The organism is Globicatella sanguinis NBRC 15551, from assembly GCF_001552295.1.
In the GTDB taxonomy this organism is placed as follows: domain Bacteria; phylum Bacillota; class Bacilli; order Lactobacillales; family Aerococcaceae; genus Globicatella; species Globicatella sanguinis.
The window spans coordinates 1-2,850 of the sequence record NZ_BCQX01000177.1 but is presented as its reverse complement, the minus strand read 5'-3'; the positions used below and the strand labels follow the sequence as shown (position 1 = coordinate 2,850).

General features: G+C 36.0%; 3 protein-coding genes. 2 read left to right on the top strand and 1 reads right to left on the bottom strand.

Translation table 11 applies throughout. From position 1 onward, the window contains the following. The coding region (locus GSA01S_RS10885) for a metallophosphoesterase (protein ID WP_506256062.1) at positions 1-801 on the top strand (801 nt) is incomplete at its 5' end. 118 nt (positions 802-919) lie between these two features. Beyond that, complete coding sequence (gene galT, locus GSA01S_RS09855; protein WP_066127131.1) at positions 920-2,413, top strand: UDP-glucose--hexose-1-phosphate uridylyltransferase; 1,494 nt, start codon at positions 920-922, stop codon at positions 2,411-2,413. 105 nt (positions 2,414-2,518) lie between these two features. On the opposite strand, the gene GSA01S_RS09850 is transcribed toward galT, so the two are convergent. Further along, a partial coding sequence (locus tag GSA01S_RS09850; RefSeq protein WP_174519414.1) for an aldo/keto reductase occupies positions 2,519-2,850 on the bottom strand: 332 nt, incomplete at its 5' end.

Genomic DNA, 2,850 nt, shown 5'->3' with positions numbered 1-2,850 from the left:
ACTACTATTAACCATAACTACTGGTTACTGATGCTTGATAGTAATCTATATAGTGATGTTCACGGCGTTGGCGCTCCTAAAGTCAACGGATTACTTAGCCAAACGACGCTCCAATGGATTGATAATATTTTTCAACTAGCACAAAAGAAAAATAAGCGCATCATTCCCGTGATTCATCATAATACCGTTACACATTATCAAGCTTTAGAAGCTAACTATACTTTAGACAATGCTGATGAATTACGTGACATCTTATTTAAATATGGTACTCCCTTTACATTAAGTGGCCATATTCATGCTCAACATTATGCGACGATAGAGTCCGCTAATCATAAACTAATGACCGACATTGTAACGGGGGCATTTGCTTCATATCCATCCTATATCTCGAAAATATCCTTTACAGATAATGCGATTACTTACCAAGCAGAACCCTTAGCGATGACTGATAATGCTATTACCAACTCCATTATCAACCCGCAATTACGAGATTATTCAAACTACATGAAACATTTATTCGACGATAGTAGTCACAAAATGGTCTATGGCGAAATGATTGAAGGCGGTTGGTATCAAGAAAATGATCCACTATTAGAAGAAGTGGCACAATATGTCGCAGCACTTAATTTAGCTTTTTTTGCAGGAAAACCAATCAATATTTTGGATTTACAAGACATTCCAAACATCGAAAAAATTCAACAGCTTATCGATGATAATGCAACAACTTTTTTCAAAGACTATCTTAAAATGATTCTCGATAATCAAACGGACTACACCGAATTACGTAATATACATTGGTAATCAACAGATACATTTTTGAAATTTGCTAAACGATCACAATTCAATTCTCACAATATTGAATCAATATTAGGTAAACGGTATAATAACATTGTAGGTAAAAAATTTTAGGAGGCTGCATATGCAATTTAACATTTCATGCGTCATCCGATCTTTTGTCAATAACGCAATTGAACAAGGTTGGATTGATTCTTTAGACCGGATATACACCACTAATCGTCTTATGTCTCTCATTCAAATCAATGAATTAGAAGAAGGTGTAAGTGATTCTAATGACTTACTTTCCTTAATGGATCAATTAACTCAGTATGCCATTGAGAAGGGAATCATCGAAAATATCGGCTATCAACGAGAACAATTTGAAGCAGCTGTAATGGATTTATTGACACCCTCTCCTTCACAACTAAACAATAAGTTTTGGGCGTTATATCAAAATAATCCTGCGGATGCAACGGATTATTTTTATAAACTCTCTAAAAGTAATGACTATATTAAAACTCGAAACATTGCCAAGAATATCCAATTTAACGCACCATACAAAAATTATGGCAATTTAGATATTACCATTAACCTTTCGAAACCAGAGAAAGATCCAAAAGAAATTGCTTTAGCAAAAAATGCTAAACAATCTAATTATCCTTTATGTTTACTTTGTATGGAAAATGAAGGGTATCAAGGACGAAATAATCACCCAGCCAGACAGCAACATCGTCTTGTTCGCTTAAATTTGAATAATCGTCACTATGGAATGCAATACTCGCCTTATGTTTATTACAATGAACATAGTATTTTTTTAAGTGAAGAGCATACCCCTATGAAAATCGACCGCAAAGCGATGGACAATTTATTAGCGATTGTTGAACAGTTACCACACTATTTCGCTGGTTCAAATGCTGATTTACCAATTGTAGGGGGATCAATTTTAGCCCATGACCATTATCAAGGGGGCCGTTATACCTTCCCTATGGAAAAAGCGAATGCCTATCAAACAATTAAATTGAACGCTTTTCCTTCCCTAAAAGTGGAATTAGTTGAATGGCCAATGTCCGTTATTCGTCTAAATGGTGCTAATCGCGATGAAGTCGCAACTGCTGGGGAAGCATTACTTAACTTTTGGCGAAATTATTCTGATGAATCAGTAGATGTTCTTGCTTATACAGACGATACACCTCATAACACTGTAACACCTGTGGCTCGTCGTCGTAATAATAATTTCGAATTGGATATTGTCTTACGTAATAATCGAACTAACGAAGCACATCCGGATGGAATCTTCCACCCACATCAAGACGTCCAACATATCAAGAAAGAAAACATCGGACTAATAGAAGTGATGGGCTTAGCGATATTACCACCTCGTTTAGTCAATGAAATCGATAGTATCAAAGCTTATTTATTAGACCAGGCAGACTTGAATCAAGTGGCTGAATATCACCAAACATGGGCAAAAGAATTAAAAAGCAAAGAATATGATGAAACCACGATTGACCGCTTTATCGAACAAGCAATCACCAACAAATTTGGACGTGTGCTTGAAGATGCAGGTGTCTTTAAACAAGATGAATCTGGGCGTCAAGCCATGCTACGTTTTATCGATGCCTTTAATCAACAATAATTACCACTAAAATAAGACGCATACTATTAAGAATGCTTTAAGCCAGTATCTTTTTATCTAGCTTATCAACTCAAAATAGCATGCGTCTTTTGCTTTTAAATTATATTAGAACGGCGCGCTATCTGGATGAGTCGCACCACTCATTCCAGCAAGATTTTGTAATACTAAGGCATCTTCTTCAGAAATCTCAATGCCTTCTAATTCGAGATTTGATTGAATATTTTTGGGATTAGTCGATCGTGGTAAAGGAATACAATCGCGGTCAATCACCCAACGTAAGGCTAATTGCGCTGCCGTACAATCATATTTTTTAGCCATTTCGAGCACTGTTTCATTGCTAAATAGTTCGCCCGCACCTAATGGACTATAAGCTTCTAATTCTATCACATGTTGACGACAATAGTGAATTAATGCCTCAGGATAGATAGTGTCAAATT

Coding starts and splice junctions, on each gene's coding strand:
- galT (WP_066127131.1), top strand. CDS start 920: ATGCAATTTAACATTTCATGCGTCATCCGATCTTTTGTCAATAACGCA.